Below are 25,603 nucleotides of genomic sequence, written 5' to 3'. Positions count from 1 at the left end.
CATGACTGAACAAGCTATGACGAGCATGGATATTCATGAAATACTGAATTACCTGCCACACCGATATCCTTTTGTATTGGTGGATCGTGTGCTTTCGCTGGAGTTAAACAAAGAGATCGTGGCTGTCAAAAATGTCACGATCAACGAACCTTTCTTCCCTGGTCATTTTCCTTACCATCCAGTGATGCCCGGCGTGTTGATTGTGGAAGCTATGGCGCAGGCTGCTGCTATCCTGTCGTTCAAGACTATGGATACCAAGCCAAATGATAAGTCTGTCTATTATTTTGCAGGCATGGATAATGTTCGGTTTAAGAAGCCGGTTTCACCAGGAGATCAATTGATTCTCAAGGTCAGCATTGATCGCGTTTTACGTGGCATTTGGAAATATAAAGGTGAGGCTCTGGTAGATGGCGCTGTCGTTGCCGAAGCTGAAATGATGTGTATTCTGAAGGCGATTGCTTAAGTATGACAGAACCCAGGATACATCCTACAGCGATTATTGATCCCAAGGCTGAGCTGGACTCTAGCGTTGAGGTCGGGGCTTTCAGTATTGTGGGGCCGGGTGTTCGCATTGATGCCGGTACCCGAGTGGGCAGCCATGTGGTGATCAAAGGTCCAACCACGATCGGCAAGAATAATCAGATATTCCAGTACTCATCGTTGGGGGAAGTACCTCAGGACAAGAAATTCAAGGACGAGCCAACGTTACTGGAAATTGGTGATGGCAATACGATCCGTGAGTTCTGTACCTTTAATCGAGGTACCGTACAGGATAAAGGCACAACCAAGATCGGCAGTCATAACTGGATCATGGCTTATGTACATATCGCCCATGATTGCTTGGTGGGCGATCACACTATTTTTGCCAATAACTCATCCCTGGCAGGCCATGTCGATGTGCATGATCATGCCATTCTTGGTGGTTTCACCTTGATTCACCAGTTCTGCAAGATTGGTTCCCATGTGATTACTGCTGTGGGCTCGGTGGTGTTCAAGGATATCCCGCCTTATGTCACAGCTGCTGGTTATGATGCCAAGCCGCATGGTATTAATTCTGAAGGCTTGAAGCGACGCGGATTTTCTGCCGACAATATCTTGCAGATCAAGCGCGCATACAAAACCCTGTATCGTAATGGCCTGACACTGGAAGAAGCCAAACAGCAGTTATCAGAACAGCAAAAGACATCACCAGAACTCAATATCCTGGTTGATTTCCTTAATCATTCAACGCGCGGTATTGTCCGCTAGAAGCAGGGTGTTGCATGCCGACCATTGGTATTGTGGCCGGAGAGGCTTCTGGCGATCTATTGGGTAGTCATTTAATCCGGGCGTTGAAGAAGCAACGTCCCGACCTTAAGTTTGTAGGCATTGCTGGCCCGAAGATGATCGCCGAAGGGGCAGAGACCTTGTTCCCGATGGAAAGGCTTTCTGTACGTGGCTACGTTGAAGTCCTGCGTCATTTGCCAGGTCTGCTCAAGATTCGCAGGCAGGTAGGGGACTATTTCCTTGAGCATCGCCCGGATGTGTTTATCGGGATCGATGCACCTGACTTCAATTTTTCGCTGGAACGCAAGCTCAAGCTCCAGGGCATTCCCACCGTACATTATGTTAGCCCTTCTATCTGGGCTTGGCGGCGTGGCAAGATCAAGAAAATCCAGCAAGCCGTATCGCATATGCTGGCACTCTTTCCTTTCGAGCCGGAGATCTACAAGCAAGCTGGTGTGCCGGTGTCCTATGTTGGCCACCCATTGGCGGATATGCTGCCTATGGAGGCTGATATCGACGGCGCCAGAGAAGAGCTTAAGTTGCCAGCTGATAGCCTAGTGATCGCCATGCTACCTGGTAGTCGCCAGAGTGAAGTGCAACAGCTGGCTGATCTGTATATCAAGACTGCCAAGTTGATTGTGGCAGAGCGTTCCGATGCACGGTTCCTTGTGCCCTTGATTACCCGTGAGACACGCGCCATCTTTGAGCGCGCCTTGTATGCGAACGAGGGTTATGATTTACCCATCAATATTATGTTCGGTCATGCTCATCGAGCCATGGAGGCCGCAAATGCGGTGATTGTGGCATCGGGTACGGCCACCTTGGAAGCTGCCTTGATTAAGCGACCCATGATTATCACTTATCGCATGCCTAACTTGAGCTGGCAGATATTGAAACGCATGAAATACCTGCCTTATGTTGGCTTGCCTAACGTCTTGGCTGGCCGCTTTATTGTGCCTGAATTATTGCAACACGATGCCGTGCCGGAAAAACTGGCGGCGACCTTGTTGCAGATGCTCAAGGATAAAAGCCAGATCGCCGATATTCAGAGCGAATTCCGTCGCATGCATGAGTTACTGCGGCAGAACACCGAAGAAAAGGCTGCCCAGGCTGTGTTGTCGTTTATCAAATGAATAACGATCACGTAATCATCTGTGGTGTGGACGAGGCCGGTCGCGGCCCACTGGCTGGCGCTGTTTATGCGGCAGCCGTGATTCTGGACCCTCGGCACCCGATTGCCGGGCTTGCTGACTCCAAAACCTTGAGTGAGAAAAAGCGCGATGCATTGGCCATCGAGATCAAGCAACATGCGCTGGCTTGGGCGATTGCCTCTTGTAGTGCTGAAGAGATTGATGAAATCAATATCTTGCAAGCAAGTTTGCTGGCGATGAAGCGCGCTATTGAGCAATTGACTGTGCAGCCTACACAGGTACTGGTTGATGGCCTGCATTGCCCAAAGATTAGCATCTCGTCACAAGGGATTGTCAAAGGTGATAGCAAGGTGCAGGAAATTGCTGCTGCTTCCATCTTGGCGAAAACAGCGCGGGACCATGAAATGGTCGAAATGCATGCACGTTACCCTCAATATGATTTTGCCAAGCATAAGGGTTATCCTACCACCCATCATCTCAAGCTACTCGCTGAACATGGTGCTTGCGATATTCATCGGCGCAGTTACGCACCAGTCAAGAGAATCTTGGGCCTGATCTAGGTGCGATTTGTGCTAGGCCTAAGCTCAGGCATGGTTTAGCTTGAAGAGTCTAGTCTCAGGCCAGCAGCAGGAATACCGTTGGTTGCTTGTGTAGTTCTGGCAGCTCTGATTTTTTCCAGTCTTTAATAGGTTTGCTGAGAATCAGCTCAGTGGGCAGGCTAATATTGCGTGCAACGCATAGCCTGGTCTCCGGGGCGCAATGCTCCAGCATATCTTCCAATAAATGCTGGTTGCGATATGGCGTTTCAATAAAAATTTGCGTTTCCTGATGTTGCCTAGAGTGGCGCTCAATTTCCTTGATTCGGTGAATCCTGGCTTGTTTATCACTTGGTATATAACCCAGGAAAGTAAAGCGTTGACCATTGAGCCCAGATCCCATCAGTGCCAATAAAATGGAAGAGGGGCCCACTAGCGGGGCGACACGGATATTTTTCCTGTGGGCAAGCTCTGCCAGTCGTGCGCCTGGGTCTGCGATGCCTGGACAACCCGCCTCCGACATCAATCCAACATGCTTTCCTGCCAATAAGGGCGCCAGCAGGCCGGGGAGTTCTGCGTCAGTCGTATGTTCATTCAGCGTCAGCAGGCTGAGTTCCCGCACTGGTTTGGCTGTTTTGATCAAGCCTAGGAAACGCCGCGCGGTTTTCTCGTTTTCGACAATGAAGGTGTCCAGGCCTTGCGCCAGTTGAATCACCTCTTGTGGCAATACCTGCAAGACATTGTCTGATCCCAGTGTGACTGGGAGCATGTATAGCGTGCCGGTACTCAATGCTTCACCTGTACCTTGTAAGTGAGTGTCGTGCTGCCATTGGCTGGGATAGTAATGTTCCAGCTAGCGGTATTACTACTGCTCTTGGTGCTTGGGTGACTCTGAGCCAGGAGATTCCAGTCACCTGGAATAGGCTCGACGACTTTGACAGTGACTGGCTGTGGCTTGGCATTCTTGAGAACGATTTCGTAAGCACTCTCGAACTGGCTATTGCCCTTGGCTGGGCTGGGTAGTTTTTTGAAGTCAGTCTGCTTTTTGTTGGCGGTGACATCAAAAGCTTCGCCCAGCTTGAGGCGAACGGTTTCATTCTTTGCGGTATGGTCAATATTATCTTCGCCGACGAACTGGGCATTGCCTTGGCTATCTTGTTTATAGACGCGCATGATGCCCTTGGGTAGCGGTTTGCCTAGCTTGGCGCTTTCTTTATTATCAAACTCGACGAAAACCCCTAGTTTCAATTTTTGTCCCAGGTCTCCTTGGCTGGACTGGTAATAATAAGGTGATCCTCTTAATACCAGTTCCTTACGCACAGGTACTGATTGTGCGCTGAGCAGCGCAACTTGCTTAGTTTGATTTTCGGCAAGGGTGGTGGGGCGTTCCAGAGAGTAGAGATGATATTCCAGCAAGGCTTCTTCTGCCATTGCAGGAGCTGCGGCATCTGCCATCATCAATTCATTCTTGCGCATCAATGCCATGGGGGCTGGGGGTGGGGTAACGCGATTCACATCACCAGCAACCAATTGCAGTTTTGCATCTCGGTAGGTGGTGCCGCTGGTGTTGGTGAGGGTGACCCAGCCAGACAAATCCAGGTGGTCTTCTGCAGCATTGAGTTCTGCCACATAATCGGCTTTCCAACCTAAGCCATGGGTCAGATAGCTAAGCTCTACCTCTTGTGGGCCAGATTGCTTACTGGAGACCAAGGTAACCAGCGTAGGGCGATCGCGCAAGTTGTCGGGAACATCGGGGTAGACAATACGGCCAGGAATGCCGGTTTCTATGCGGTTACCCATCTTGAGGACGGTGCCATTGTTGGCAGCCAGTACCACTACGCTTTCTATAGTCTCGACACCTGTTGTCGGATTGGTACGAATGACTTGTACCGTCTGGCCGATATATTTTTCTAGCAATTTTTCCGGGCTGAGCAGGTCGTAGTCGAAATTTTGTTCCAGCGTCTGCAATTGCCCTTTCAAGCTACGTAGCAAAGCGGTTTCTGGGCGAATCTGCGCACTGACATCACGCAATGCTAAGGCATTGATACCAGATTGCAGATTCACCTTGCGCTGATCCTTGACTAAGGCTAGGTCGTTGTTATAAATCGTGACAGCGACACTTTGCTGATCATGCAAGGTGCTACGAATCTCGTCTTGGGCAGCCAGCGCCTGGAAAGTGGTCATTAGACAGATGGCGATAGTCGTACGCTTCAAGATCATGGAATCTCCTCAATCAGGGACAAGGTTATATGACAGTGACGCCTTGCTGCGCCAGCATGTCGATCAGGCGGATCAAGGGCAGACCAATCAGGGCATTGGGGTCATCGCCTTGCATGCTCGCAATCACGGCGATTCCCAGGCCTTCTGATTTTGCACTGCCAGCGCATTGATAAGGCTGTTCTTTTTGTAGATAGTTCTCGATCTGTGCGTCGCTCAGATTGCGGAAAGTCACCGTAAAAGGCACAACCTCAGCCTGCATCTGCTGGTTGCTGGCATTGTACAGGCATAGCGCACTATGAAAAATAACGCTGCGGCCACGCATAAAAGTGAGTTGTTTGACTGCATTGTCATGCGTCAGGGGTTTGCCTAGTTGCAAGCCATCCAGGGTAGCAACTTGGTCGCAGCCAATGATCAAGGCTGCCGGATATGCTTCGGCAACCTTACGAGCCTTGGCCTGGGCAAGACGTAATGCGGTTTGCTCGGGAGCTTCACCTGCCATTGGTGTTTCGTCGATATCAGGCGATTGTACAGTAAAGGGAATTTGCAGCCGGGACAGTAGTTCACGTCTATAGGGTGATGATGAGGCTAGGATAAGAGATTGCATAAAAGTCGGCGTTTAAAACTTCATTGTGGCATGTAGTATTCATTGAGGGCAAAAATGCCAATAAAAAAGCCGGCCCGGGCCGGCTTTGTACGACAGACTAGTGAGATATTAGTCTGGCTGAATTTCCAGCAGGGTTTCGTCTGGAGTAACGCTATCGCCTTTTTGCACGTTGATTGCAACCACCACGCCGCTCTTTGATGCCTGGATTTCATTTTCCATCTTCATGGCTTCAATCACTAGAACAGCATCACCAGCCGTGACCTTGTCACCAACATTGACTTTGACGTCAACGATGGTGCCTGGCATTGCGGTAGTGACGCAACCTGGGTGTGATGGGCGCGGGCGGCCGCTGCCTGTATTGCTGCTGGCCTTTTTCTTCGCCTCGCCATTGCCCTGACCACCAGACACCTCAATTTCATTGAGTGTTTCCACGACCACTTCTTCTGCCACACCATCCACAGACACGTAGAATGGACGTTGTTCTTCACCATGGTGACCGCTACCAGTCAGCTTGATGTGGAAGGTTTCGCCATGCAATGTGACGTTGAATTCAGTCGGCGCAAAACGTGAGTGCGATTCGCTGGAAGTCACGGCTTCCTTGTCTAGCAAGGGTTCTGGCTTCAGGGTGCCAGCGTTACGCTCTTGCAGGAATGTCTTGGCCAAATCGGGGAACATGGCATAGGTGAGGACATCTTCCTCGCTCTTGGCCAGGCCTTCTACTTCATTACGCAGCTTTTCCATTTCTGCTGTCAGCAGGTCTGCTGGGCGGCATTCAATAACCTCTGCATTGCCCACAGCCAGGCTACGCACGTCAGGATTGACGGTAGAAGGTGCCTTGCCGTAATGACCAAGCAGATAGTTTTTCACTTCATTGGTGACCGACTTATAACGTGCACCAGTCATGACGTTCAATACTGCTTGAGTCCCTACGATTTGGGAAGTAGGCGTGACCAGCGGAGGGTAGCCCAAGTCTTCGCGCACACGAGGAATCTCATCCAGCACAGCATCCATGCGATCTAGTGCGCCTTGTTCCTTCAATTGGTTGGATAAGTTGGAGATCATGCCGCCTGGTACTTGATTAACCAGCACACGGGTATCCACACCTGTAAATTCGCTCTCGAATTGCCAGTATTTTTTACGTACTTCGCGGAAGTAGGCAGAAATTTCTTGCAATAGGCCGATGTCGAGGCCGGTATCATATTCGGTGCCCTTGAGTGCCGCCACGATACTTTCAGTGGTAGGCAGGCTAGCGCCCTCGGCAAATGAGGAGATACAGCCGTCAACAATCGCAACACCATTATCCACGGCACGCTGAATCGACATACTGGCCAGGCCAGAGGTGGCGTGAGCATGCAAGTGAATGGGCAGGCTGACAGCTTCGCGTAAGGCCTTGACCAATTCGCCGGTTACCTCTGGTGTTAGCAGGCTGGCCATGTCCTTGATGGCAATGGTGTCGCAACCAAAGCTTTCCAGTTCTTTTGCCAAGTTAACGAAATAAGGGATGTCATGCACAGGGCTGGTTGTGTAGCTGATAGTGCCTTCTGCGTGCTTGCCGACTGCTTTGACGGATTCGATCGAGACCTTGAGGTTGCGCAAGTCGTTCATCGCATCAAAGATACGGAATACATCAATACCGTTGTCTGCGGATTTTTGCACGAAAGCACGCACAACATCGTCGGAGTAGTGGCGATAGCCTAGCAGGTTCTGCCCACGCAACAGCATCTGGAGACGACTGTTGGGTAAGGCCTTGCGCAGCTTCTTCAAACGCTCCCACGGGTCTTCACGCAAGTAGCGTACGCAGGCATCAAATGTTGCGCCGCCCCAAGCTTCCAGCGACCAATAGCCGACTGCATCGAGTTTGGAACAGATGGGCAGCATGTCGTCAGTGCGCATGCGGGTCGCAATCAGCGACTGATGACCATCACGTAGAACTACATCGGTTACATGTACTTTTGCCATAATCTTTATCTACCACTTCAAGGTGTTAATTATTAAGCCTCAGATACCCTCGTGGGCAGCTATGGCGGCTGAAATCGCCGCAGCAATCAGTTCGCGAGGGAACTGGGTCGCATAGTTGGCAAGCTCGGGGTGAGCTTCTACAAAGCTAGTATTGAACTGAGCATTGCGGAAGTCAGGGTGCTTAAGGATTTCCTGATAATAAGGAATCGTTGTCTTGACGCCATAGACCACGGTGTCATTGAGCGCGCGGCGGCCACGTTCGACCACGCTTTCCCAATTCAGTGCCCAAACGGTGAGCTTGGCACACATGGAGTCGTAATAGGGTGGAATGACATAGCCACTATACATGGCAGCATCCATCCGGATGCCGGGGCCACCTGGGGCATAGTAACGCGTGATTTTGCCAAAGCTGGGCAGGAAGTCGTTCTTGGGGTCTTCCGCATTGATACGGAATTCCATCGCAAAGCCACGATACTGCACTTCGGATTGCTTGTATTGCAGGCGTTGGCCATCGGCCACGCGAATCTGCTCCTGCACGATGTCGATACCGGTAATTTGCTCCGTGACGGTATGCTCAACTTGCAAGCGGGTATTCATTTCCATGAAATAGAAGTTATTGTCGGAGTCCAGAAGGAACTCGACAGTGCCAGCATTCTTATAACCCACGGCTTTGGCGGCCTTCACTGCCAAATTGCCAATATACTCACGTTGTGCTTTGCTGAGCTGGGGCGATGGTGCAATCTCAATCAGCTTCTGATTGCGGCGCTGGATGGAGCAATCACGCTCAAACAGGTGAATCACGTTACCGTGGCTATCAGCAAGTACCTGTACTTCAATATGGCGTGGATTGACAACACATTTTTCCAGGAAAACTTCAGGTTTGCCGAATGCTTTGCTGGCTTCTGATATTACACGGTCGTAGTTGCCCAGCAATTCTTTTTCGTCATTGCAACGGCGAATACCTCGGCCACCGCCACCGTTGGTGGCTTTCAGCATCACAGGGTAGCCGATCTTGGCTGCAAGCTTGCGCGCTTCTTCCAGGTTTTCCAGATTGCCATCACTGCCTGGCACACAGGGGATACCAGCCTTGATCATGGCAGTGCGAGCCTGGATCTTGTCGCCCATCTGGCGAATGACCTTGGAGTCCGGCCCGATGAACTTGATGCCGCGACGAGCACAGATTTCTGCAAGCTCGGGATTCTCAGAAAGGAACCCATAGCCCGGATGTAGTGCATCACACCCCGATGCAACGGCCAGATTGACTATATTATGTGCATTCAGGTAACCCAATACTGGATCTGACCCAATGTTGTAAGCTTCGTCAGCCTTCTTGACATGCAATGCATGACGGTCAGCATCTGAATAAATGGCAACGGACTTGATGCCCATCTCGGAGCAGGCGCGAACGATGCGCACGGCGATTTCGCCACGATTGGCAATTAGAATTTTTTTGATCACGTAGTAAACCTAAACCTGAAAAATGGTACTGATTTTTGACAGGGAAACCGGCAAATTATATCATGCGCGGCTTATGACTGCACAAGCAATCAATATGCCCGTTATCAACAGTCTCGACTTCTCGAGAAAAGCGCAAGAATTTCGTGATATACTCCCGCTCTTGCGATTTTCTCGCCTGGGTGAGTATCTGGCCGATACCAATGGTTCGCTGGAGATCACCTTGATTGGGAGGGTTGACGAGTTAGGCAAGCCAACACTTCATCTAGAAGTGCATGGTGTGCTCAAGATGACTTGTCAGCGTTGCCTGGATTCATTTGAATACCCGCTGGATGTGGCTGCAGATTTTGTAATCGTCACCAGTGAAGACGCGATTCCATCGCCAGATTCAGATGAATATGACGATGAGGTGGATTACTTGGTGGCGGAAACGCAAATGCCGGTGATAGACCTGGTAGAAGACGAGATATTGCTGACCTTACCATTGGCCCCTAAGCATGCTGAAAAAGAGTGTGTTGGTGCTGGCAGGGTTGAGTTGGAAAAACCAAGTCCTTTTGCTGTGTTAAAAGGGTTTAAAGCTGGCAAAAGCCAAAACGATTAGTTTAATTAGGAGTAAATTATGGCCGTTCAACAAAATAAAAAGTCACCATCCAAGCGTGGCATGCACCGTTCACACGACTTCCTGACAAACCCACCATTGGCTGTTGAGCCAACGACTGGCGAAACTCACCTGCGTCACCATGTTAGCCCCAATGGCTACTACCGTGGTCGTAAGGTATTGCCAGCCAAGGGTGAGTAATCTCCCTGGTTTTTCAGGTATATGCGCCAGCCTTCACGGCTGGCGCTTTTGTATTTAACCTCCGATTGTGAGCATGGATATAACTGTTGCTATCGACGCGATGGGAGGCGATCATGGCCCTCATGTCACCATTCCCGCAGCGCTCAACGCTATCAAGCAAGATAGCCAATTAAACGTCATTCTTGTCGGATTGAAGGATGTCATTGAGGCGGAGTTAGCTGCCCATCAGGCAGTCATCGGTCCTCGTCTCCGGATTCATCATGCCAGCGAAGTTGTGGCGATGGATGAGTCACCACAGAGTGCGCTCAAGAATAAAAAAGATTCCTCCATGCGTGTGGCGATTAATCTCGTTAAGAGTGGTGAAGCCAATGCATGTGTTAGTGCGGGTAATACCGGCGCCTTGATGGCGACCGCACGATTCGTCCTCAAGACATTACCAGGCATCGATAGGCCTGCAATTGCAGGCATTTTGCCGACCCAGAAGGGAACGGTGCATATGCTGGATCTGGGTGCCAATGCCGATTGCACCCCGGAGCACTTGTTGCAATTCGCTATTATGGGTGCCATGTTGGTTTCCTGTGTCGAGCATAAGGAACGTCCTAGTGTTGGCTTGCTCAATATCGGCTCGGAAGACATCAAGGGCAATGAGGTGGTGAAGCAGGCCGGCGAGTTGCTGCGTGCTAGCCATCTTAATTTCTATGGCAATATTGAGGGTAATGACATCTATAAAGGGACTACCGATGTCGTCGTCTGTGATGGCTTTGTCGGCAATGTTGCCCTTAAGACCTCTGAGGGTTTGGCGCAGATGGTCAACCGTTTCCTTGTGCAGGAATTTAAGCGCAGTTGGTTGACTAAGCTCATGGCGCTGGTTTCCATACCCGTACTCAAGGCCTTTAAGCGCAGGCTGGATCCGCGTCGCTATAACGGTGCTTCCTTCCTTGGATTGCGTGGCATTGTGGTAAAAAGCCACGGCGGGGCGGATAGCCTAGCCTTTCAATATGCTATCCGCGCTGCGGCAGAAGAGTCCCGTAGTGGTGTATTGAGCCGTATTACAGAACAACTTGAAATTGAACATCTCAAGCCGCAGGCTGCTTTACAAGATGTTGAACCCACAAAAGAGGGTATATGACCATTTACTCGCGTATCTTGGGCACAGGTAGCTACTTGCCAGAAAAGATCCTGACGAATGCTGATCTTGAAAGCATGGTCGACACGACGGATGAATGGATTTATACCCGTACCGGCATTCGTCAACGCCATATTGCAGCAGATGATCAATATACTAGTGATCTGGCATTGCATGCTGCACAGCGTGCTCTTGAGGCCGCTGGCGTTACTGCGGGTGACGTAGACTTAATAATCGTTGCTACCACGACGCCTGATCGCGTATTCCCTAGCACTGCCTGTTTGTTGCAGCATAAGCTGGGTAATTCCGGTGCTGCTGCATTTGATGTGCAGGCCGTGTGTAGCGGCTTTATTTATGCGATTGCTACAGCAGATAATTTTATTCGCAGCGGCTCAGCCCGTACTGCGCTGGTTGTTGGCGCGGAAACCATGTCGCGCATTACCGACTGGACTGACCGCAGTAACTGTATCTTATGGGGAGATGGGGCTGGTGCGGTAGTGCTGGGCGCTAGCGATCAGCCAGGCATCATTTCTACCCACTTGCATGCGGATGGCAGTTATACCAAGCTTCTCAATGTGCCCAACGGTGTTTCCAATCAGGGCGATGGTAAAACGATTCATATGGAAGGCAATGCCGTATTCAAAATAGCAGTGAATACGCTGGATGCCATTGTTGATGAAACGCTGGAGGCCAATGGTATGCAGAAGTCTGATATCCATTGGCTTGTACCTCATCAGGCCAATATCCGCATCCTGCAATCCACGGCTCGCAAGCTAGGCATGGATATGGACAGGGTGGTGGTAACTGTGGATCAGCATGGCAATACCTCGGCTGCCTCCGTTCCTCTGGCGCTGGATGTTGCCGTACGTGATGGCCGCATCAAGCGTGGCGAAACAGTCCTGATGGAAGCTTTTGGTGGTGGCTTCACTTGGGGCTCCGCGCTAATCAAGTACTAATTCAAACGATTTCTTACGACCTAAAAAGGCCGCATTCATGAAATTTGCTTTTTTCTTTCCCGGGCAAGGTTCCCAATCTGTCGGCATGATGCAGGGATTTGGTGATCTTGCCATCATCAGGGATACCTTTGTTGAGGCCTCCGATACTTTAGGTGTTGATTTCTGGCGCATGGCGACCGAGCCCAACGATGCGTTGAACCAGACGACTAATACCCAGCCCTTGATGTTGGCTGCTGGCGTGGCAACATGGCGCGCATGGCAAGCCCAGGGTGGAAGCCTGCCAGCCGTGTTGGCAGGGCATAGCCTTGGCGAATACACGGCATTGGTTGCGGCTGGCATTGTGTCTTATGAGAAGGCCTTGCCTCTGGTGCGTTTCCGTGCCGAGGTGATGCAGCGTGCTGTGGCTGAAGGCGTAGGCGCAATGGCGGCTGTATTGGGATTGGATGACGATACTGTGCGTGCAGCATGTGCTGAAGCAGCGCAGGGGGAAGTGCTAGAGGCTGTTAACCTGAATTCCCCGGGGCAAGTGGTCATTGCTGGTCATAAAGCCGCAGTAGAACGTGGCATCGAGACTGCCAAGGCCAAGGGTGCCAAACGTGCTTTGTTGTTGCCAGTCAGTGTGCCATCGCATTGCGCGCTGATGAAGCCGGCGGCAGATGAGTTGGCGGGTTATCTGCAAGATATAGACTTTGCATCTGCTCAAATTCCGGTACTGCATAATGCAGATGTGGCTGCGTATGACGATGCAGCCAAGGTGAAGGATGCCTTGGTACGCCAGCTTTATAGCCCTGTGCGCTGGGTAGAGACAGTACAGGCTGTACATGCATCTGGTGTAGTTGCGACTGCAGAATGTGGCCCAGGCAAGGTGTTAGCTGGGTTGGTCAAGCGCACAGTCGCCGAGTTGCCATGTCTGGCGTTGGTTAATCAAGAAGCGCTGACGGAAGCTCAGGCACAATTCAATCAATAGAAATTAAGAGGAGAGGCCATCATGCTGGAAGGACAAATTGCGTTGGTCACTGGTGCTAGCCGTGGTATTGGTGCTGCAATTGCATTGGCGTTGGCAAAGCAAGGCGCTAAGGTAGTGGGCACTGCGACCAGCGAGTCGGGGGCGGCCAACATCACGCAGGCGCTGGGTGCACACGGAGGCATTGGTTTGGCGCTTGATGTCAATGACGCGGGCCAGGTTGAATCTGTATTGAAGAGCATCGCAGACCAGTTTGGCGATGTCAGTATCTTGGTCAATAATGCCGGGATTACCCGCGATACCCTGCTGATGCGCATGAAGGACGAGGATTGGGATGCTGTGATTGCAACGAACTTGACATCGGTTTATCGCATGTCGCAGGCTGTCTTACGCCCGATGATGAAGGCGAGAAATGGTCGTATCATCAATATTTCATCCGTGGTCGGCCATATGGGCAACCCAGGTCAGGCGAATTATGCGGCAGCCAAGGCGGGCATGGCAGGATTTACGCGCTCGCTAGCTGCAGAGGTCGGTAGTCGTGGCATTACCGTGAACTGCGTAGCGCCTGGCTTTATTGATACGGATATGACGCGCGAACTGCCTGACAATGTCCGTGAGGAACTATTGAAGCGTGTGCCGGCAGGGCGTTTTGGTGATGTTGCGGATATCGCCGCTGCAGTTGGCTTCCTGGCATCATCGGCAGCTGGTTACATTACTGGTGAAACATTACATGTGAATGGCGGCATGTACATGGCTTAATGCCATGCATGACGTGCTATACCACTTAGTCATTCTGTTTTTGAATTCCTCGGGACTTTTGATAGAATAGCCCGAGCTTTTTTAAGCGACTTAACTTGAAAGGAATAATTTAGATGTCTGACATCGAACAACGCGTTAAAAAGATCGTTTCCGAACAACTGGGTGCAAACGAGGCTGACGTTAAGAACGCTTCCTCATTTGTTGACGATCTGGGTGCTGATTCTCTCGACACCGTAGAATTGGTGATGGCGCTGGAAGAAGAATTCGACTGCGAAATTCCTGATGAAGAAGCCGAAAAGATCACCACAGTTCAGCAAGCGATTGATTACGTCAACGCAAACCTGAAATAAGCTTTTTTCCCAATTTCCGTTTTTACTTGGAGTTGCCTTGTCCAAGCGTAGGGTAGTTGTAACTGGCCTAGGCGTTGTGTCACCAGTCGGTATCGGTGTACAAACATCCTGGGCCAATCTTGTGGCCGGTCAATCCGGTATCACCAACATCACTAAATTCGATGCCAGCCCTTTTGCCTCGCAAATTGCAGGTGAAGTGAAGGGCTTCGACGTATCGCAATATCTTCCCGCCAAGGAAGCTCGTCGTATGGATACTTTTATCCAATACGGCATGGCGGCCGCGATTGAGGCGGTGAAGGATGCGGGTATTGAAGTGACTGAGGAAAATGCTGAACGGATTGGAGTTTCCATCGGTTCTGGCATTGGTGGCCTGCAATTGATTGAGGATACAGACAAGATTTATCACGAGTCTGGTCCGAGAAAGATCTCGCCGTTCTTCATTCCCGGCACCATCATCAACATGATTTCGGGCAACCTCTCCATCATGTATGGATTCAAGGGGCCAAATGTTGCCATCGTGACTGCCTGTACTACAGGCACGCATTCGATTGGTGACGCAGCTCGCATGATTGAATATGGTGATGCCGACATTATGGTGGCGGGGGGTGCCGAGGCGCCAATTACCGAGCTCGGCGTCGGTGGCTTTGCTGCTGCGCGTGCCTTGTCGACCCGTAACGATGATCCAGCAACGGCCAGTCGCCCTTGGGACACTGACCGCGATGGGTTCGTGATCGGGGAGGGGGCTGGTGTATTAGTCCTCGAAGAGTATGAGTCAGCCAAGAAGCGTGGTGCCAAGATTTATGCTGAAATAGTGGGGTATGGCATGAGTGCTGATGCTTACCATATGACTGCTCCGAGCATGGATGGGCCTCGCCGCTCTGTGGTGAATGCCTTGAAGAACGCAGGCCTTAATCCTGACCAGATCCAGTTCGTGAATGCACATGGTACGTCCACGCCACTTGGTGACGTGAACGAAACCAATGCGCTCAAGGCTGCATTTGGTGACCATGCCAAGAGCTTGGTGGTGAACTCAACCAAATCTATGACTGGTCACTTGCTTGGTGGTGCAGGCGGGTTGGAGTCTGTATTTACAGTGCTCTCCATTTATCATCAGGTTTCGCCTCCTACCATCAATATCTTCACTCAGGATCCTGAGTGTGATCTGGATTACTGCGCTAACGAAGCCAGGGACTTGAAGATTGATGCTGCGGTAAAAAATAACTTTGGTTTTGGTGGTACGAACGGTAGCTTGGTGTTCCGCAAGATTTAATTTTCCTGCTTCAATAGGAAGCAAAAATCATAAAGGCCCGTGCACTCTTTATAAGAGTCACGGGCCTTTATGCACAGATTTGTTGCATATGACAGTAAGAAGTCGGCTTTATTGCTTGTTTATATGGATGTTTTTTTAAGTTATTGATATTAATAATAAAAATTATCTGCCTAAAAACTGGGCGATTCTAGAAAACTATAATGGTGACGGTGGTTTAGCCATGCTTTCCGAACTCCATCCACAAAATTATCCACAGCTTTTGTGGAGAGAAATTCTTTCTAAGCTGGTGCATATGCTTTAGCATGAACGGCTGTTGATTTCATCTACTCCCATGAGCACAACGACATTCCTGATCAATGGTGTATCTAATGCCTTGATTTCACCGCTGGATAGAGGCCTAGCCTATGGTGATGGTATCTTTCGCACTATCCGCGTCATAGATGGGCAGCCAATTGCATGGCAAGCACATTACGCTAAACTGCTTGCGGATAGTCGACGCCTCCACTTACCCTGTCCTGAAGCTGCAGGCTGGCTAAAGGATTTGGGCCGATTATTCGCAGATCAGGGCGATGGTGTCGCCAAGCTTATGTTGACCCGAGGCATTGCCGAGCGTGGTTATGCGGTGGGGGATCATGCTACTTCTACGCGTATCGTCATCCGTAGCTCGCTACCAGACTATCCTGACCGTAATGCAAGTCATGGCATACGTGCATACCTGTGTAAAACCAGGCTGGCACACCAGCCTTTGCTGGCGGGTATCAAGCACTTAAATCGATTGGAGAATGTTCTTGCCAGGCAGGAGTGGAGTGATCCGGCCATCAGTGAAGGGGTGATGCTGGATCAGGATGGTTTGGTGATAGAAGGGGTAATGAGCAATATCCTGATACGCTCAGGTACAATATTGGCGACACCTGATCTGGATCGTTGTGGTGTTGATGGTATTACCCGCCAACGTATTCTAGCTATCGCCCCCACTCTTGGATTGATTCCAGCCATTACATCGTTGACGCTCACCGAGTTGATGAATGCTGATGAGGTCTTGATGTGTAATAGCTTATATGGCGTCTGGCAAGTCATAGATTTCAATGGTCGCACCTGGCCGTTAGGCCAATTGGCTGGCAGGTTGCGGCAATTTTTGCAGGAATAGCATGCGCATATTGAAGAGTTTGTTGGTACTGGTGACTTTGCTGGTAATCACCTTTGCCGCATGGATGGCTTACTTCGTTACCACCCCATTACAGTTTCCTACCAAGACCGTCGAGTTCGATCTGCGCATGGGGAGCAGTCTGCGTACCATTTCCCAGCAATTGGTCGATCAGGGTGTGTTAAATGAGCCTTGGAGTTTCATACTCCTTGTGCGTGTCATGAAAATGGCGGGAGGGATCAAGGCGGGTAACTATTTGCTGGAGTCTGGCCAGACACCCTATGAGTTGTTCATTACCCTCAGTAACGGTAATGTTACTCAGGATAGCATTACCTTTATTGAAGGCTGGACATTTAGCCAGATGCGCCAGGCGCTGAATAATCATGACTCGGTGCGCCATCTCACCATGGCTTATACCGATGAAGAAATCATGCGCAATATAGGTGCTGCTGATCAATTGCCAGAGGGGTTGTTTTTTCCTGATACATATTTTTTTAGCAAGGGCATGAGTGACCAGGACATTCTCAAGCGCGCCTATGTAGCGATGCAGAATCGTCTGCAGGCAGCTTGGGAGCAACGCTCTGCGGGTTTACCTTATTCTTCCCCTTATGAGGCGCTGATTATGGCGTCTATCGTAGAGAAAGAGACGGGCAAGGCCAGTGAACGCCCTGTCATTGCCGGAGTATTTCTCAACCGTTTGCGCATTGGCATGCGGTTGCAGACTGACCCTACAGTGATATATGGGCTTGGCGAGACATTCGATGGGAATTTACGCAAGCGCGACTTACAGCGCGATACCGCGTTCAATACTTACACACGGGCAGGCCTGCCACCTACACCGATTGCCATGCCAGGCAATGCCGCGATTACGGCGGCATTGCACCCAGCTAAGACCGATGCACTGTATTTTGTCGGCAAGGGCGATGGCAGCCACCAGTTTTCCCGTACTCTCGACGAACATAATCGCGCCGTGGTGCGCTATCAATTGAAGGGCGGCAATGCGCGGTAGATTTATTACGCTGGAAGGCATGGATGGCGCGGGCAAGAGCTCGCACATAGAGAGCATCATCGCAACCTTAAAGGAGCGAGGGCTAGAGGTGGTATCCACGCGTGAGCCAGGTGGTACGCAGCTGGGCGAGAGGCTCCGTGAGCTATTACTGCATGAGAGCATGCACGCTGAAACGGAAACTTTGTTGATGTTTGCGGCGCGGCGTGAACATATTGCGACCGTCATAGAGCCTGCCTTGGTGCGCGGTGCCTGGGTAGTTTCTGATCGCTTTACTGACGCCTCATTTGCCTATCAATGTGGCGGACGAGGTGTTCCGCGTGAAAAGGTGGAAACCCTGGAAACTTGGGTGCAGCAAGGATTGCAGCCTGACCTGACGTTATTGTTTGATGTGCCTGTAGAGGTCAGCGTAGCGCGCTTAGCCACTGCCAGGGTGCCCGATAAATTCGAGCGCGAGAGTGCCGAGTTTTTCCGTCGTATCCGCAATGGCTATCTTGCCCGTGCCACAGCCCAACCGCAGCGCTTTCGCCTGATTGATGGCAATCGCCCTCTAGATGCTGTTAGACAAGATGTAGTGGATATCCTGCAGAAGTTTTGTGCATGACGAGCCAGCGTTATCCTTGGCATGCCAGTACTTGGCAGCGCTTGCAGCAGTCACGCCAGCGCAGGCACCACGCCTTGCTGCTGCGGGGCAAGCAAGGCATAGGTAAGCTGGAGTTTGCCAACACTTTGGCCCAAGCCCTGTTGTGCCAAGCTCCAGATCAAGCAGGATATGCGTGTGGTCACTGTGTTAGTTGCAGTTGGTTTTTACAACATAGTCACCCTGATTACCGCTTGCTGACGCCTGAGCAAGAATCACCTGATGCAACTGATTCTGCACCTGTCACTAAAAAGCCGGTACGCAAGAGTACACAAATATCTGTGGCGCAAATTCGCGAGTTGGCGGGATTCCTTGAGCTTTCCAGCCACCAGCAAGATGGCGTACGCATCGTTGTGATTCATCCGGCAGATGCTTTGAATCAGACGTCGGCCAATGCCTTGCTGAAAATGCTCGAAGAGCCGCCAGGGGATGTGATCTTTATCCTTGTTACCAGTCATCCTCAGCGCCTGTTGCCAACTATCATGAGTCGTTGCCAGCAGCTTGAAATGCCTACACCTTCTGAGCAAGAAGCATTGGCATGGTTGGGGCAGCAGGGCGTGGTGCAGGGGGATTATTGGCTTGCTTATAGCGGTGGTTCGCCGCTAAGTGCTGCAGAATTGGCTCATGCTGGCAATGAACGTGTGCAGTTAATCGCTACACGCCTTGCCCAGGGGCACAGGCTTGATCCCTTTACCTCTGCTAGTGAGTTTTCTGCTATTGGCATGGAGGAAGTCATGACCGCTATACAGAAGTGGCTGTATGACTTGTTGGCTGTCAGCTTGAATGCAACAGTAAGATATCATGTGCGCGATATTGCTGCTTTGCAGGCTTTGAGCAAGCGCGTAGACTTGAGCAAGTTACTGATCTTCCAGCGGCAGGTAGATGATGCAAGGCGTTCAGCTAATCATCCTTTGAATAATGAGCTGCAACTTGAGTATTTGTTGTTGCAGTACAGCAAGTTGTTTTCCAGCTAGAGGTCAACATGAGCGAGCAAGACACAGTAGGTAAGCAAGCGGCAAAGCCGAGTGTCATGTCGCTTGCCATCAAGGAAAAAGCAGCCTTGTATGCTGCCTATATGCCTTTTATCCAGGGTGGTGGTTTGTTTATTCCTACCAATAAGGCCTTCAATATTGGTGATGAGGTCTTCATGCTACTAAGCTTGCTGGATAGTCCGGACAAGCTCAAGGTGGCGGGGCGTGTTATCTGGATCAGCCCGGTGACGCATGGTAATCGTCCACAAGGTATAGGCGTGCAGTTAAGCGAGAAAGAGGGCGGTCTGCAGGCTCGCAACCAGATCGAAGGCTTGCTCGGTAATGCATTAAAGTCGCAGCGTCCTACACATACAATGTAATCTCTTAGGTTATATATATTTTTAAGTTATTGATTGTATTTATTTATGTTGGTTGATTCCCACTGTCATTTAAACTTTCCTGAGTTACGCCAAAACCTCCCCGCCTTGCGTGCTGCTATGCAGGAGGAGCGTGTCGGGCATGCGCTATGTATCTCTGTCACCTTGCCTGATTTTCCCGAGGTGTTAGCCGTCGCTGAAGCACATGATAACTTTTACGCTTCTGTTGGCGTGCATCCTGATTATGAAGATGAGCCGCTATTCACTGAGGATCAATTGGTGAATCTGGCAGCACATCCAAAAGTGGTGGCCATTGGCGAGACAGGCTTGGATTATTTTCGGCTGACTGGCGATTTGGAGTGGCAGCGTGAGCGTTTTCGCCTGCATATCCGTGCTGCTATCCGCGCCCAGAAACCCTTGGTGATTCATACGCGTAATGCAGCGGAGGACACCTTGCGCATCATGCGCGAAGAGGGGGCAGATCAGGTCGGTGGCGTCATGCACTGTTTTACTGAGAGTCTAGAAGTGGCTCAGGCAGCGATAGCGCTTGGGTTTTATATCTCTTTTTCCGGCATTGTGACGTTCAAGAACGCCGTGGCATTGAAAGAGGTGGCGAAGGCTGTACCGTTAGATCGCGTCTTGGTTGAGACGGATTCCCCTTACTTGGCTCCAGTGCCGTTTCGAGGCAAGCTCAACCAGCCTGCTTACGTACGCTACGTTGCCGAGGAGATCGCTAATCTACGAGGGATCAGTTATCAGGAAGTAGAACAGGTGACCATGGAAAACTTCTTTCGCCTGTTCAAGGATGCGCGTCCATGCGCCTGACCATGCTGGGCGTAGGCTCCAGCGCCGGAACCCCGGTGATTGGCTGCCAATGTGCCACTTGCATGTCCGACAACCCTAAGAACAAACGTAGCCGTTGCTCTTCATTGATCACCCTTAGTCATGGCAAGAATATCCTGATTGATACTGGTCCTGATATTCGCTTGCAAGCCTTGCGGGAAGGCATTTCACATGTTGATGCCGTACTCTATACCCACACGCATGCAGATCACCTGCACGGCATTGATGATCTGCGTGCGTTTTGCCAGAAGCAGCGTCAGCAAATCCCGTTATACGGAAAACCTGATGCGATGGAACATATTGTCAACAAATTTGGCTACGCCATTCGTGAAGCCGGGGATTATTGGGATTTACCGATTCTCAGTGTTAACCCTGTTGAACAGATGTTCGAGTTATTTGGCACTCAAATTGTACCGGTGCCTATTTTGCATGGGCGATTAGAGATGTATGGCTACCGTATCGGTAAGCTGGCGTATCTGACCGATGCTTCTGCGATTCCAGAAACTTCGCTGGAACTGCTGCACGATGTGGATGTCTTGTTGCTGGATTGTTTGCGTTACACGCCGCATTACACGCATTTTAGCCTAGAGCAAAGTCTTGAGCAGGCTGCAATCATTGGCGCAAAACAAACATATCTCATCCACATGACCCATGAAATGGAGTACGAAGCTGTCAGCAAAATGCTGCCATCCTCGGTACAGGTAGGGTATGATGGACTCACGCTTGAAATAGCTGATTTTTAATGACAAGGGTTTGCCACAACTAACGGACAAGCCTGATACACAGAGGATAGAAGGAGTCGTTGTAATGGTATTGCGCAAGAAATTTTTATTGGTCATGGGTGCCTTGCTTGCATCTATCATGGTGGTTGCACCGGTGATGGCCGAGCCTAAAAAAACAACCTATACTGAAGAAGAGTTCCTGAGTGCGTTTGGCAACAAGACGCGCAGCGTAGTCGCCAAGCAATTAGGTGATCCACTCAAGAAAGAACAGTCGGTTAAGCCAAGTAATGCATCTACTGTGATTGGTCGCCCTACAGATAAAGAGGGAAAGCCAGATCAGGTGGAGATGTGGTACTACAAAGACCTCGTTAAGTATGATGCTAAGCGAACTTATAAAACCATTGAATTGACGTTTGTAAATGACCGATGTGTCAATATTGCATTCTTTAATAACAGATAATCAAAGCCGGGATTTCCCGGCTTTTTTATTTAATTCAATGGGGTATTAATCAGTTAGTTCATTATTAAAAATGATGAATAGGCCAAATGTACTAATTCTTATTTGCAGAAATTGATTGACGCTTTATTTGGTAGCAATTTAAGATGAAATCTGAAATTGTAAGGATCTGATACACATTGAGGGCCTTATAAAAATTTGGGATATATTTTTGCCAATATAACCACTTTTATATAATGGTTTTATGTTTGCAGTCGTCACACTATTAATAAAAACCGAAAGTGATGGAATGACGTTTTTCATGGGGAATACTACTAGTAGGCTTGTGTTTTTTGATGTCTTGGCGGGGATGCAAAGCTTTAAATGGCAGCAATGGCTAGGGAAGTTGGCTCAGCACTTATTGCCCAGTATGGGGCTGCAAGAACAGTATGACCTCCTACAACAGGAGATTTCAGATTTGAAAAAGCAGCTTCTTGAGGCAGAAAATGAACTCAGGATTACACGGCATGCTTTTGAAAGTCAGGATGGTATCTTGGTCACAGATGCCAACAATATCATTTTGAAGGTCAATAGCGCTTTTACCCGACTGACTGGATATCGACAGGACGAGGTATTAGGTATGACCCCGTCATTGTTGAAATCGGGGCGGCAAAATGCAGATTTTTACCGCAAAATGTGGATTGAGTTGCGCGAGCATCACTATTGGCAAGGAGAGGTTTGGGATAAGCGCAAGGATGGCACAATTTATCCTAAACTTTTGACGATCAGGGCGATTACTGATGACAGCCATCACGTCATTAATTATATCGCCACATTTTCTGATGTAAGCCAGCAGAAGGAGGCCAACGAGAACATCTATCGTCTGGCTTTTTATGATCCATTGACCCAATTGCCAAACCGCCGGCTGTTGATGGACCGGCTTTCACTGGCGTTGGTGAATAGCCAGAAAAACAAAAGTTATGGCGCTATTTTGTTTATCGATCTGGACAATTTTAAGACTCTTAATGATACCAAAGGACATGATTTCGGTGACTTGCTACTCATGGAGGTAGCTTCACGGTTAAGTAGTTCAGTGCGGCAGAGTGATATGGTGGCGCGGTTCGGTGGGGATGAGTTTCTTGTCATATTGGAAGATATCAGCAGTGATGAGCAACTTGCTACGCAAGGTGCTTTGAGGGTAGCGGAAAAGGTATGTCAGGCAATTCGCCATACTTACGAGCTCAAAGGCTACCATTATCACTGTACGGCTAGTATCGGTATTAGCTTGTTGAGTGGTGGAAATAATAATATTCATGAAGTCCTTCGTCGTGCGGATACCGCGATGTATCACGCCAAGCAGACGGGGCGAGATGCTTATTGCCTATTTGATCCACAGATGCAAGCGATGATAGAGCATAAGGCCGGGTTGGAAGCTGATTTACGAGTGGCGGTCAATCAAAATCAACTCCTTCTGTATTATCAGATTCAGGTTGATGCTGAGCAACGTGCTTACGGCGCTGAAGTGCTACTACGCTGGCTGCACCCGGAGCGCGGTCTGGTACCACCAACACAGTTTATCTCCCTAGCGGAGGAAACAGGTTTGATCTTGCCGATTGGACATTATGTTTTGATGAGTGCCTGCCAACAACTCAAGGCATGGGAGCAGAGTGAAAGTACTCGTGATTTGGTATTATCGGTCAATATCAGTATTCGCCAGTTATGTCAGGATGACTTTGTTAAACAGATCAAGGATATACTGGAGGTGACTCAAGTGAATCCAAGCAAGCTTAAAATTGAGCTGACTGAGAGCCTTGTCATGGATGGAACTTCAGATAATGCCAAGAAAATGTTGGAGTTGCAGCAACTTGGCATTCACTTTGCCATGGATGATTTTGGCACTGGCTACTCTTCTTTGGTGCATCTCAAGCGCTTGCCTTTGAATCAACTTAAGATTGATCGTAGTTTCGTGGGTAATATCGTTAACAACCCTAATGACGCCGTGATTGTGCGAGCTATTATTGCAATGGCAGCTGCACTCGACCTAGAGGTGATAGCTGAAGGCGTGGAGAGTCAAGAACAGATGGAAATTTTGCGGCAATACGGATGCAAGGCATTCCAAGGGTATCTTTTCTCAAGGCCCTTGCCATTGGAAGAGTTTCATGGGCTGCTGCATTAATCTATTCACTAGCGGGATTGCGAAGAGCGTGGGTCGTAGACATCACGCAGGCCTTCACCGAACAGGTTATAGCCAAGCACGGTAATCAGGATGGCCAGCCCGGGGAATAAAGATAGCCACCAGGCGAATTGGATATATTCCTTGCCGTCAGTGAGAATATTGCCCCACGAAGCTTGTGGGGCTTGCACACCTAAGCCAAGGAAACTCAAGCCCGACTCGATCAGCACTGCACTAGCTACGCCCAAAACTGAGCTGACAATCACCGGTGTCATGCTGTTTGGTAACAGGTGCTTGAAAATCAATCGATTATCGCTGGCCCCTAGAGTTTCTGATGCCATGACGAATTCACGATTACGTAGGCTGAGAAATTCGGCGCGGACGAGTCGAGTGACGCCCATCCAGGAAGTTAACCCAATGATGATCATGATGTTCCAGATGGATGGTGTCAGGAATGCGATCACTGCCAGAATAAGGAAAAAGGTGGGGATAGATAACATCACATCGACAGTGCGCATGATCACTACATCTACCCAGCCGCGATAATAGCCTGCAATCGCGCCCAGGATAATGCCAATGAAGGTAGCGATGCCAACAGCGACCAAGCCTACCAACAGGGATATACGTGCACCGAACAGCATGCGTGAGAAGACATCCCGTCCCAATGCATCAGTGCCCATCCAGTGGCTGGGTGAAGGGCTTAGCAAGATTGCTTTAACGTCAATGGCATCCGGATCGTAAGGCGAGATCAAGGGGGCAAGCAACGCCAACAGGAAGATGCTGGTGATAATGATGAAACCGGCAAGCGCCAAGGGGTTGGAAAGTGCACGTTTCATTGCATGACTCCACGGCGAACACGAGGGTCTGCCCAGGCATAGGCAAGATCCGCTAGCAAGTTGCCGATAAGCGTTAGTGCTGAGCCTATGGTGAGTATGCCCATGATGACAGGGAAGTCGCGCATCAGCACGGCATCATAAAATAGTTTCCCCATGCCGGGAATGGCAAAGATGGATTCGGCAATAACGGAGCCACCAATCAAGCCAGGGATGGAGAGGCCAAAAATCGTGATCAGCGGCAACAAGGCATTACGCAAGGCGTGGCCATACACCACGCTGTTCTCTGGCAGGCCTTTGGCACGAGCCGTCGTGATGTAGTCCTGATGCAATACATCCAGCATGCCATTGCGTACAAATAGTGAAATGCCAGCCAGGCCGCTCAATGCAGAAATGAAGACTGGCAAAGCCATGTGTTTCAACGCATCCCAGGCATAGGCCAGCCAGTGCATATGCTCTGCACCTTGGCTGTGCAGCCCTGAAATAGGTAGCCAGTCATTGATCACGCCAGTCCAATACATGAGTAACAATGCTAGCCAGAAACCAGGAATGGCGAATCCGACAAAAACAAAGAGGCTAATGGCACGGTCCGGCAAACGGTTCTGCGTGAGCGCCGAGATGACACCTAGTGGTAGCGCAACGATAACAATGAGCCCTAGGCTCAGGATATTGATCAGTAAGGTAATGGGTAAGGCCTCCTGGATCATCCCTGGGGTGACATTACCATCCTTGTCCTTGGCTTGCCAGAATACAGGGCGCTGATGCGTGGCAAAGGAAGTACCAAAGTCTAGCTTCACCATACGCTTCAGCCACAACCCATATTGCACGATGACGGGTTTATCCAGGTTGTACAGTTCGCGCAGTTTTTGGCGTGATTCTTCACTGGCCTTAGGGTCAAAACCAGCCTCGGTCATGGTAATGTCACCGGGAGCAAGGTGGATAATGAGGAAGGACACCAAGCTGATGCCGATCAACAGTGGTACCATCCAGAAAAGACGTTTCAACAAATATTTCAGCATGTTGCAGCTTCCAGGCGAGCTAAT

General features: G+C 50.0%; 28 protein-coding genes. 21 read left to right on the top strand and 7 right to left on the bottom strand.

The genetic code is table 11. The annotated features are described in order from the left end of the window. The first annotated feature begins 1 nt into the window (after position 1). The 4 genes from fabZ to rnhB are packed head-to-tail and all read left to right on the top strand — an operon-like array spanning position 2 to position 2,977. Positions 2–463, top strand: a complete 462-nt coding sequence (gene fabZ, locus LG202_RS04905) for a 3-hydroxyacyl-ACP dehydratase FabZ (protein WP_230347284.1) — start codon at positions 2–4, stop codon at positions 461–463. Between the two features lie 2 nt (positions 464–465). Beyond that, positions 466–1,248 (top strand): acyl-ACP--UDP-N-acetylglucosamine O-acyltransferase, encoded by a 783-nt coding sequence (gene lpxA / locus LG202_RS04900; RefSeq protein ID WP_230347283.1) that lies wholly within the window; start codon positions 466–468, stop codon positions 1,246–1,248. A gap of 14 nt (positions 1,249–1,262) precedes the next feature. After that, positions 1,263–2,399, top strand: coding sequence for a lipid-A-disaccharide synthase (gene lpxB / locus LG202_RS04895; RefSeq protein WP_230347282.1), 1,137 nt, complete (start codon positions 1,263–1,265; stop codon positions 2,397–2,399). Beyond that, entirely contained in the window at positions 2,396–2,977 is a 582-nt protein-coding gene (gene rnhB, locus LG202_RS04890) for a ribonuclease HII (protein WP_230347281.1), read from the top strand. Before lpxB ends, rnhB begins: the two co-directional genes overlap by 4 nt. A gap of 55 nt (positions 2,978–3,032) precedes the next feature. Here rnhB and LG202_RS04885 read toward each other — a convergent pair whose 3' ends face one another. The 5 genes from LG202_RS04885 to LG202_RS04865 all read right to left on the bottom strand — a co-directional run bounded on the left by LG202_RS04885 (position 3,033) and on the right by LG202_RS04865 (position 9,194). After that, on the bottom strand, positions 3,033–3,722 hold the full coding sequence (locus LG202_RS04885) for an SAM-dependent methyltransferase (protein ID WP_230347280.1): 690 nt from the start codon (positions 3,720–3,722) through the stop codon (positions 3,033–3,035). 17 nt (positions 3,723–3,739) lie between these two features. Beyond that, the gene (locus LG202_RS04880; protein WP_459724491.1) at positions 3,740–5,173 is read right to left on the bottom strand and encodes a DUF4139 domain-containing protein; all 1,434 of its coding nucleotides are present in this window, start codon (positions 5,171–5,173) and stop codon (positions 3,740–3,742) included. A 25-nt stretch (positions 5,174–5,198) separates the two neighbouring features. Then, the gene (locus tag LG202_RS04875) at positions 5,199–5,777 is read right to left on the bottom strand and encodes a Maf family nucleotide pyrophosphatase (protein WP_230347279.1); all 579 of its coding nucleotides are present in this window, start codon (positions 5,775–5,777) and stop codon (positions 5,199–5,201) included. A gap of 108 nt (positions 5,778–5,885) precedes the next feature. After that, positions 5,886–7,736, bottom strand: coding sequence for a sodium-extruding oxaloacetate decarboxylase subunit alpha (oadA, locus tag LG202_RS04870; protein WP_230347278.1), 1,851 nt, complete (start codon positions 7,734–7,736; stop codon positions 5,886–5,888). Positions 7,737–7,775: 39 nt separating this feature from the next. Continuing rightward, positions 7,776–9,194, bottom strand: a complete 1,419-nt coding sequence (locus tag LG202_RS04865) for an acetyl-CoA carboxylase biotin carboxylase subunit (protein WP_230347277.1) — start codon at positions 9,192–9,194, stop codon at positions 7,776–7,778. A gap of 22 nt (positions 9,195–9,216) precedes the next feature. Here LG202_RS04865 and LG202_RS04860 point away from each other — a divergent pair, with 22 nt between their 5' ends. The 17 genes from LG202_RS04860 (at position 9,217) to LG202_RS04780 (ending at position 23,730) form a co-directional block, all read left to right on the top strand. Next, on the top strand, positions 9,217–9,792 hold the full coding sequence (locus tag LG202_RS04860) for a YceD family protein (protein ID WP_230347276.1): 576 nt from the start codon (positions 9,217–9,219) through the stop codon (positions 9,790–9,792). A gap of 18 nt (positions 9,793–9,810) precedes the next feature. Continuing rightward, positions 9,811–9,990: a 50S ribosomal protein L32 gene (gene rpmF, locus LG202_RS04855; RefSeq protein ID WP_230341835.1), complete on the top strand. Its 180-nt coding sequence runs from the start codon at positions 9,811–9,813 to the stop codon at positions 9,988–9,990. A 73-nt stretch (positions 9,991–10,063) separates the two neighbouring features. After that, entirely contained in the window at positions 10,064–11,119 is a 1,056-nt protein-coding gene (plsX, locus tag LG202_RS04850; RefSeq protein WP_230347275.1) for a phosphate acyltransferase PlsX, read from the top strand. Next, positions 11,116–12,072 (top strand): beta-ketoacyl-ACP synthase III, encoded by a 957-nt coding sequence (locus LG202_RS04845; protein ID WP_268867564.1) that lies wholly within the window; start codon positions 11,116–11,118, stop codon positions 12,070–12,072. The genes plsX and LG202_RS04845 overlap by 4 nt, the downstream gene beginning before the upstream one ends. A gap of 37 nt (positions 12,073–12,109) precedes the next feature. Further along, the gene (gene fabD / locus LG202_RS04840) at positions 12,110–13,039 is read left to right on the top strand and encodes an ACP S-malonyltransferase (RefSeq protein ID WP_230347274.1); all 930 of its coding nucleotides are present in this window, start codon (positions 12,110–12,112) and stop codon (positions 13,037–13,039) included. Between the two features lie 21 nt (positions 13,040–13,060). Next, positions 13,061–13,795 carry a 3-oxoacyl-ACP reductase FabG gene (gene fabG, locus LG202_RS04835; RefSeq protein WP_230347273.1) on the top strand — a complete coding sequence of 245 codons (735 nt, stop codon included), beginning with the start codon at positions 13,061–13,063 and terminating at the stop codon, positions 13,793–13,795. Between the two features lie 113 nt (positions 13,796–13,908). Further along, positions 13,909–14,145 carry an acyl carrier protein gene (gene acpP, locus LG202_RS04830; protein WP_230347272.1) on the top strand — a complete coding sequence of 79 codons (237 nt, stop codon included), beginning with the start codon at positions 13,909–13,911 and terminating at the stop codon, positions 14,143–14,145. 37 nt (positions 14,146–14,182) lie between these two features. After that, positions 14,183–15,415, top strand: coding sequence for a beta-ketoacyl-ACP synthase II (gene fabF / locus LG202_RS04825; RefSeq protein WP_230347271.1), 1,233 nt, complete (start codon positions 14,183–14,185; stop codon positions 15,413–15,415). A gap of 331 nt (positions 15,416–15,746) precedes the next feature. Continuing rightward, a complete protein-coding gene (gene pabC / locus LG202_RS04820) occupies positions 15,747–16,562 on the top strand; it encodes an aminodeoxychorismate lyase (protein WP_230347270.1) in 816 nt (271 codons plus the stop codon). 1 nt (position 16,563) lies between these two features. Further along, the gene (mltG, locus tag LG202_RS04815; protein ID WP_230347269.1) at positions 16,564–17,568 is read left to right on the top strand and encodes an endolytic transglycosylase MltG; all 1,005 of its coding nucleotides are present in this window, start codon (positions 16,564–16,566) and stop codon (positions 17,566–17,568) included. After that, the gene (gene tmk, locus LG202_RS04810) at positions 17,558–18,169 is read left to right on the top strand and encodes a dTMP kinase (protein WP_230347268.1); all 612 of its coding nucleotides are present in this window, start codon (positions 17,558–17,560) and stop codon (positions 18,167–18,169) included. The genes mltG and tmk overlap by 11 nt, the downstream gene beginning before the upstream one ends. Next, positions 18,166–19,179 carry a DNA polymerase III subunit delta' gene (holB, locus tag LG202_RS04805; protein ID WP_230347267.1) on the top strand — a complete coding sequence of 338 codons (1,014 nt, stop codon included), beginning with the start codon at positions 18,166–18,168 and terminating at the stop codon, positions 19,177–19,179. The genes tmk and holB overlap by 4 nt, the downstream gene beginning before the upstream one ends. Before the next feature lie 8 nt (positions 19,180–19,187). Continuing rightward, complete coding sequence (locus LG202_RS04800; RefSeq protein ID WP_230347266.1) at positions 19,188–19,556, top strand: PilZ domain-containing protein; 369 nt, start codon at positions 19,188–19,190, stop codon at positions 19,554–19,556. A 45-nt stretch (positions 19,557–19,601) separates the two neighbouring features. Continuing rightward, positions 19,602–20,378, top strand: a complete 777-nt coding sequence (locus LG202_RS04795) for a TatD family hydrolase (protein ID WP_230347265.1) — start codon at positions 19,602–19,604, stop codon at positions 20,376–20,378. Then, a complete protein-coding gene (locus LG202_RS04790; protein ID WP_230347264.1) occupies positions 20,369–21,139 on the top strand; it encodes an MBL fold metallo-hydrolase in 771 nt (256 codons plus the stop codon). The genes LG202_RS04795 and LG202_RS04790 overlap by 10 nt, the downstream gene beginning before the upstream one ends. A 64-nt stretch (positions 21,140–21,203) precedes the next feature. Beyond that, positions 21,204–21,578, top strand: a complete 375-nt coding sequence (locus tag LG202_RS04785) for a hypothetical protein (protein WP_230347263.1) — start codon at positions 21,204–21,206, stop codon at positions 21,576–21,578. 241 nt (positions 21,579–21,819) lie between these two features. Next, positions 21,820–23,730, top strand: a complete 1,911-nt coding sequence (locus LG202_RS04780; protein ID WP_230347262.1) for a putative bifunctional diguanylate cyclase/phosphodiesterase — start codon at positions 21,820–21,822, stop codon at positions 23,728–23,730. Between the two features lie 8 nt (positions 23,731–23,738). On the opposite strand, the gene LG202_RS04775 is transcribed toward LG202_RS04780, so the two are convergent. Together LG202_RS04775 and LG202_RS04770 are read right to left on the bottom strand one after the other, a co-directional pair. After that, positions 23,739–24,563, bottom strand: a complete 825-nt coding sequence (locus LG202_RS04775) for an ABC transporter permease (protein WP_230347261.1) — start codon at positions 24,561–24,563, stop codon at positions 23,739–23,741. Beyond that, positions 24,560–25,579 (bottom strand): ABC transporter permease, encoded by a 1,020-nt coding sequence (locus LG202_RS04770; RefSeq protein WP_230347260.1) that lies wholly within the window; start codon positions 25,577–25,579, stop codon positions 24,560–24,562. The genes LG202_RS04775 and LG202_RS04770 overlap by 4 nt, the downstream gene beginning before the upstream one ends. Positions 25,580–25,603: the final 24 nt, after the last annotated feature.

The organism is Methylobacillus methanolivorans (genome assembly GCF_054588515.1).
The sequence above is the reverse complement of the archived record's forward strand: the minus strand, read 5'-3'. Positions and strand labels throughout refer to the sequence as shown.